Origin of the sequence: Herbaspirillum sp. UBA812, assembly GCF_002296545.1 — a bacterium.
GTDB lineage: Bacteria > Pseudomonadota > Gammaproteobacteria > Burkholderiales > Burkholderiaceae_D > Herbaspirillum > Herbaspirillum huttiense.
In genome coordinates, this window is the sequence record NZ_DBIC01000157.1 from 1 (window position 1) to 5,509 (window position 5,509).

At 62.4% G+C, this 5,509-nt stretch carries 6 protein-coding genes; 1 reads left to right on the forward strand and 5 read right to left on the reverse strand.

Annotated features, from left to right (window positions below; genetic code table 11):
* The coding region (locus B3873_RS10040; RefSeq protein ID WP_286865724.1) for a patatin-like phospholipase family protein at positions 1-871 on the reverse strand (871 nt) is incomplete at its 3' end.
* A gap of 251 nt (positions 872-1,122) precedes the next feature.
* Here B3873_RS10040 and B3873_RS10045 point away from each other — a divergent pair.
* Positions 1,123-1,719 (forward strand): TIGR00730 family Rossman fold protein, encoded by a 597-nt coding sequence (locus tag B3873_RS10045; protein ID WP_034338932.1) that lies wholly within the window; start codon positions 1,123-1,125, stop codon positions 1,717-1,719.
* Positions 1,720-1,845: 126 nt separating this feature from the next.
* Here the strand turns inward: B3873_RS10045 and B3873_RS10050 are convergent, their stop codons facing one another.
* The 4 genes from B3873_RS10050 to B3873_RS10065 form a co-directional block, all read right to left on the reverse strand.
* On the reverse strand, positions 1,846-3,087 hold the full coding sequence (locus tag B3873_RS10050) for a cystathionine gamma-synthase family protein (RefSeq protein ID WP_286865727.1): 1,242 nt from the start codon (positions 3,085-3,087) through the stop codon (positions 1,846-1,848).
* 168 nt (positions 3,088-3,255) lie between these two features.
* The gene (gene purF, locus B3873_RS10055) at positions 3,256-4,776 is read right to left on the reverse strand and encodes an amidophosphoribosyltransferase (RefSeq protein WP_088754955.1); all 1,521 of its coding nucleotides are present in this window, start codon (positions 4,774-4,776) and stop codon (positions 3,256-3,258) included.
* 95 nt (positions 4,777-4,871) lie between these two features.
* A complete protein-coding gene (locus B3873_RS10060) occupies positions 4,872-5,372 on the reverse strand; it encodes a CvpA family protein (RefSeq protein WP_134222962.1) in 501 nt (166 codons plus the stop codon).
* 34 nt (positions 5,373-5,406) lie between these two features.
* Positions 5,407-5,502, reverse strand: a complete 96-nt coding sequence (locus tag B3873_RS10065) for an SPOR domain-containing protein (RefSeq protein WP_286865733.1) — start codon at positions 5,500-5,502, stop codon at positions 5,407-5,409.
* Positions 5,503-5,509: the final 7 nt, after the last annotated feature.

Consider the following 5,509-nt stretch of genomic DNA (forward strand, 5'->3'; position numbering starts at 1 on the left):
TCAGTTGCTCCATGAGCCTATTGGCATCGATCATGTGATTGTTGAGCTGGCGCAGCCGCCGCTCCAGCGAGCCGAAGGCCAGAGTGGAATTCTCGGCCTCGCGCTTGGCCAGGGCCAGTCCGCTCAGTTCGGTGAAGAAGGCCGAACTGAAGCTGATTTCCGAGAGCCGCTGGCCGATGTCGTGGCTGGAGGTGGGCGTGCCGGCCCGGCGGCTGGGATGCAGCAGCACCACCATCACGTCACGTGCGGCACAGGAATGCAAGAGCGGGAAAATCGGCGGATTGGCGGTCAGGCCGCCATCCCAATAGGCTTCGCCATCGATCTCGATGGGCCGGTGCAGCGAAGGCAGGCAGGCCGAGGCCAGCAGCACTTCCACCGAGAGATCGGGATTGCGGAAAATCTTGAGCGTGCCGGTACTGACCTGGGTAGCCGCAATGAACAATTTCAGCTCACGCTGGCTGCGCAGGCGTTCGAAATCGACCTGCTCCACCAGGATGTCGCGCAGGGGATTGATATCCAGCGGATTGAGTTGCGTGGGCGAGAAGAAGCGCGTCATCGCCAGCAGCGCCTGCATGCCGGGCATGGGCGTGGGATTGGCGATGACGGGCGCGCCTTCGGTCGTGACATGGTCCATCGGCACGCCATTGGAGAGCGCCGTCCAGAAGCGCTCCAGCGCCGCACGGGCACCGTCGCGCCCGTCCTGCACGTAGCCCTGGGCCATCACGGCTGCATTCATGGCCCCGGCAGAGGCACCGCTGATGCCTTCCAGGTCCAGCCGGCCATCCTCCAGCAAACGATCCAGCACGCCCCAGGTGAAGGCGCCATGCGAGCCCCCGCCTTGCAGGGCCAGACTGACGATCTTGTTCGACATGATGTCCTTTATCTTCACGTGCCACGTGACAGACCCGCACAATGTGGCCGGGCGCATGCGCAGTGCCGCGCTGTCACGCCGGCGTCACCACTTCAGCTTATGCTGCACTGCACTATCATGGTATAACAGGAAGACGGCTGGAGATAGTGGCAGCTTGGAGAGACATTCTGATTCCAGCAGGAAACATCTGGCTATCCAGCTCAGCCATTGTAACCATGTACTGACGTAACGACGGACACAGCAGAGGACACATGAAATCGATTTGCGTATATTGCGGTTCTTCCCCCGGCGCTTCCCCGGCCTATGCCGAGGCAGCGCGCAAGCTGGCTCAGGAGATGGTGAAGAACAACATCGCCCTGGTCTATGGCGGCGGCAATGTGGGCCTGATGGGCATCATCGCCAGTGAAGTCATGAAGCTGGGCGGCGAAGCCACCGGCGTCATCCCCAAAGCCTTGCTGGACAAGGAGCTGGGCCACGACGGCCTGACCCGCCTGCACATCGTCAAGGACATGCACGAACGCAAGGCCATGATGGCCGAGCTCTCCGATGGCTTCGTGGCCATGCCCGGCGGCATGGGCACCCTGGAAGAACTGTTCGAGGTGCTGACCTGGGCCCAGTTGGGCTTCCACTACAAGCCGATCTGCCTGTACAACGTGGATGGCTTCTACAACAACCTGATCGCCTTCGTCGACCATCTGGTCTCGCAGCGCTTCGTCAGCAGCGACCAGTCCGGGCTAATGATGCATGAGGCCGATCCGGTCAAGCTGATCGAGCGCTTCCAGACCTTCAAGCCGACCTACAAGACCAAGTGGGCCGACCGTGAAGCGGTGGCCAACCTGGTGCCCTGATACCGGTTTTTTACACAAACGTTCATCTGGCGCTAGCAACGACAACGCCCGTCCCTCTTGCGAGGCGACGGGCGTGTCGTTTCATTCACTTCGGCCTGGAACCGCCGTCACGGCGGGCTTGCCGCTTCAGGCCTCCAGCGCCTGGCGGAAATCGGCCACCAGGTCATCGGTATCTTCCAGCCCCACGGACACACGAATGAGCGACTCGGCGATGCCCATGCTGGCGCGGCGCTCAGCCCCCATCTCGTAGAAGATGGTGTGCGCCACCGGGATCACCAGCGTACGGGTGTCGCCCAGGTTACTGGCGGCCACGGCCAGGTTCAGCCGGTTGAGGTAATCGAAGCAATCGATGCTGTCCTTCAGCTCGAAGGACATCAGGCTGCCGAAAGCGCGGAACAGCTGCTTGCACAAGACGTGCTGGGGATGCGACTCCAGCCCCGGATAGTGGACCGCTGCCACGCGCGGATCCGCTTCCAGCATCTGGGCCAGCGCCAGCGCATTCTTGCATTCACGTTCCTGGCGCAGGGCCATGGTCTCGGCGCCAACGGCGATGTGGTGCGCCGCTTCCGGGCCCAGCGTGGCGCCGAAGTCGCGCAATGCCTTGGCGCGGATCTGCGCCATGCCCCATTGCGGGGCCGGGTTCTTCTTGTAGCTGTCGGCAATGTGCGGGTAGCGCGTCCAGTCGTATTCACCGGTATCGGTCAGCGCGCCACCGAGGGCATTGCCGTGGCCACCGATGGACTTGGTCAGCGAATTGACCACCAGGCCCGCACCGACCGTCTTGGGACGGAACAGGTAAGGCGAGGTCATGGTGTTGTCCACCACGTAGAGGATGCCGCGCTCGCGGCACAGCTCGCCGATGCGCTTCAAGTCCGCCACCTGGGTGCGCGGGTTGGCGATGGTTTCCACGAAGACCAGGCGGGTCTGCGGCGTGATGGCCGCTTCCACGTTCTTCACATCGGTGGCGTCGACCATGGAGACCTTGGCCCCCTGCGCGGCCACCGTCATCCACAGGCTGTTGGTATTGCCGAACAGGAAAGCCGATGACACCACATGATCACCCTCGCGCAGCAGACCCTGGACGATGGCGCCAATGGCGGCCATGCCGGTGGCAAAGCAGATGGTGGACTTGCCGTCTTCCATCTTGGTGATCTTGTCTTCCAGCGCCGACACGGTCGGATTGCCCTGGCGGCCATAGCGATAGCCTGGCTGCTTGCCCTGGAACACCTCGGCCAGCTGGCGCGCATCTTCATAGCCGAAGGTCACGGAGGTGTGGATGGGCTTGTGCAGCGAGCCGTGTTCGATGCCCTTCTGGCGGTCGCTGTGGAGGATGGTAGTGGTGAAGCCGTAGGTCTTTTTATCGTTCATCGCGTAGTCGGAAAGGCAGAAGAAATGAGCAAGGCCGGCGCACGGCCAAGGGCAAAATGATAAGCCAGATTCCCGTCGGCTGGTTTGCATGGCACCTCAACGCAAAACGCCGGTGCCGCCAAAGCGGCCACCGGCGTCCTGTTCCAGCCTGGAATCAGACGGCGGGGATCAGTCCACGCGCGCCAGGTTCAGGTTCAGCTGGGAACGCACCACATCCTCCAGCGCCGGCTTGGGATTCTTGCGGGCGTATTCGATGCGGTCCAGGTATTCCTGGGTGATGTCGCCGGTGATGTAGTGACCATCGAAGCAGGAGGCCTCGAATTGCTTCAGGGCCGGGTTGGCGTCGGAGATGGCGCGCTTCAGGGCTTCCACATCCTGGTACACCAGGGCGTCGGCGGTGATCTCGCGGCAGACTTCTTCGTCGCTGCGGCCGAAGGCGATCAGTTCGTCACGGGTCGGCATGTCGATGCCGTACACGTTGGGGAACTTCACCGGCGGCGCGGCCGACGCGAAGATCACGTTCTTGGCGCCCGACTCGCGGGCCATCTGCACGATTTCACGGCTGGTGGTGCCGCGCACGATGGAGTCATCCACCAGCAGCACGTTCTTGCCCTTGAATTCGCTGCCGATGGCGTTGAGCTTCTGGCGCACCGACTTCTTGCGCAGCGCCTGGCCCGGCATGATGAAGGTACGGCCGATGTAGCGGTTCTTGATGAAGCCTTCGCGGTACTCGATGCCCAGCTTGAGGGCCAGTTCCATGGCCGCCGGACGCGAGGAATCGGGAATCGGCATGACCACGTCGATCTCGCCATGCTTGAACTGGCTGCGGATCTTGTCGGCCAGGAATTCGCCCATTTTGAGACGGGTGGCGTAGACCGAAGCGCCATCGATGATGGAGTCCGGACGAGCCAGGTAGACGTATTCGAAGGCGCAGGGGTTCAGCGTCGGGTTCTCGGCGCATTGCTGGTTGTACAGCTTGCCGTCGTTGTCGATGAAGATCGCTTCACCCGGGTTGACGTCGCGCAGGAAGCGGAAGCCCATGCCTTCCAGGGCCACCGATTCGCTGGCCATCATGTATTCGATGCCCTTGTCGCTCTCGTTGAAGCCCAGGCACATCGGACGGATGCCGTACGGATCGCGGAAGCCCAGCAGACCATAACCGGCGATCTGCGCCACCACGGCGTAGGAGCCGCGCACGCGCTTGTGCACCATGGCCACGGCCTTGAAGAGTGCAGCCGGGTCCAGCGAGTAGCCGGTAGTGGCTTGCTGGATCTCGTGGGCCAGCACGTTCAGCAGCACTTCAGTATCGGAATCGGTGTTGATGTGGCGGCGATCGTTCTTGAACATCTCGATCTTCAACTGTTCCGCATTGGTCAGGTTGCCGTTGTGCGCCAGGATGATGCCGAAGGGGGCATTGACGTAGAAGGGCTGTGCTTCTTCTTCCGAGGACGAGCTGCCTGCGGTCGGGTAGCGCACCTGGCCGATGCCGGTGTTGCCGGGCAGCGAGCGCATGTTGCGGGTACGGAACACGTCGCGCACCAGGCCATTGGCCTTGTGCATCGAGAAACCGTTGCTGTGGTTGGTTGCGATCCCCGCCGCATCCTGGCCGCGGTGCTGCAGCAGCAGCAGCGCGTCATACAGCATCTGGTTGACGGGACTATGAGAGACGATACCGACGATGCCACACATGGTGGACTCCTAACGAAAAACGAAAACGAAAATGAACCACGACTGCCACGCCACTCCCGCGATCCGATGGTCCCCGCCACGGGGCGCCCATCCGCTCACACCGGAGTGGAAAAACTCACATGCTCGGCCAGCTTGCCCGGCAGGTAGGGCAGCACCGCTTCGGCGGCCTGCTCGACCCAGGGACTGAAGCGCGCCTGCTTCCAGAAATCCTGTTGCGGAATGGCCGTGGTACCGCACAGCAAGGCCACCGCCACCACCAGCAATACCCCGCGCGCCACACCGAAAATGCTGCCCAGCGTGCGATCGAGGAAACCCAGGCCGGTCGCCTTGACCAGCTCGCCCAGCGTCTTGGCCACCAGCGCCATCAACAGGCGCGTGCCGATGAAGAGGGCAATGAAGGCCACGATCAAGCGCGTCAGTTCACCCGGCACCACATCCGGCAGCATCGTCGATAACGCCTCGCCATAGGTGTTGGCCACCACCAGCGCGACAATCCAGCCGGCCAGGGACAACACCTCGCGCACCAGCCCGCGCAGGGTGCCGATGATCACCGAACAGGCCAGGATCAGCAGCACCAGGTAGTCAAATATCGTCACGATGACAACAATATGCGGCTATCTGTAGCCAAATTCAAGCAGGAACAATCGTGGCATTCAGGCCCAGCTTCTTGATTCGGCCGCCCATGCGTTCGGCTTCCTCGCGGCTGGCGAAGGGGCCGACGCGAATGCGCGTG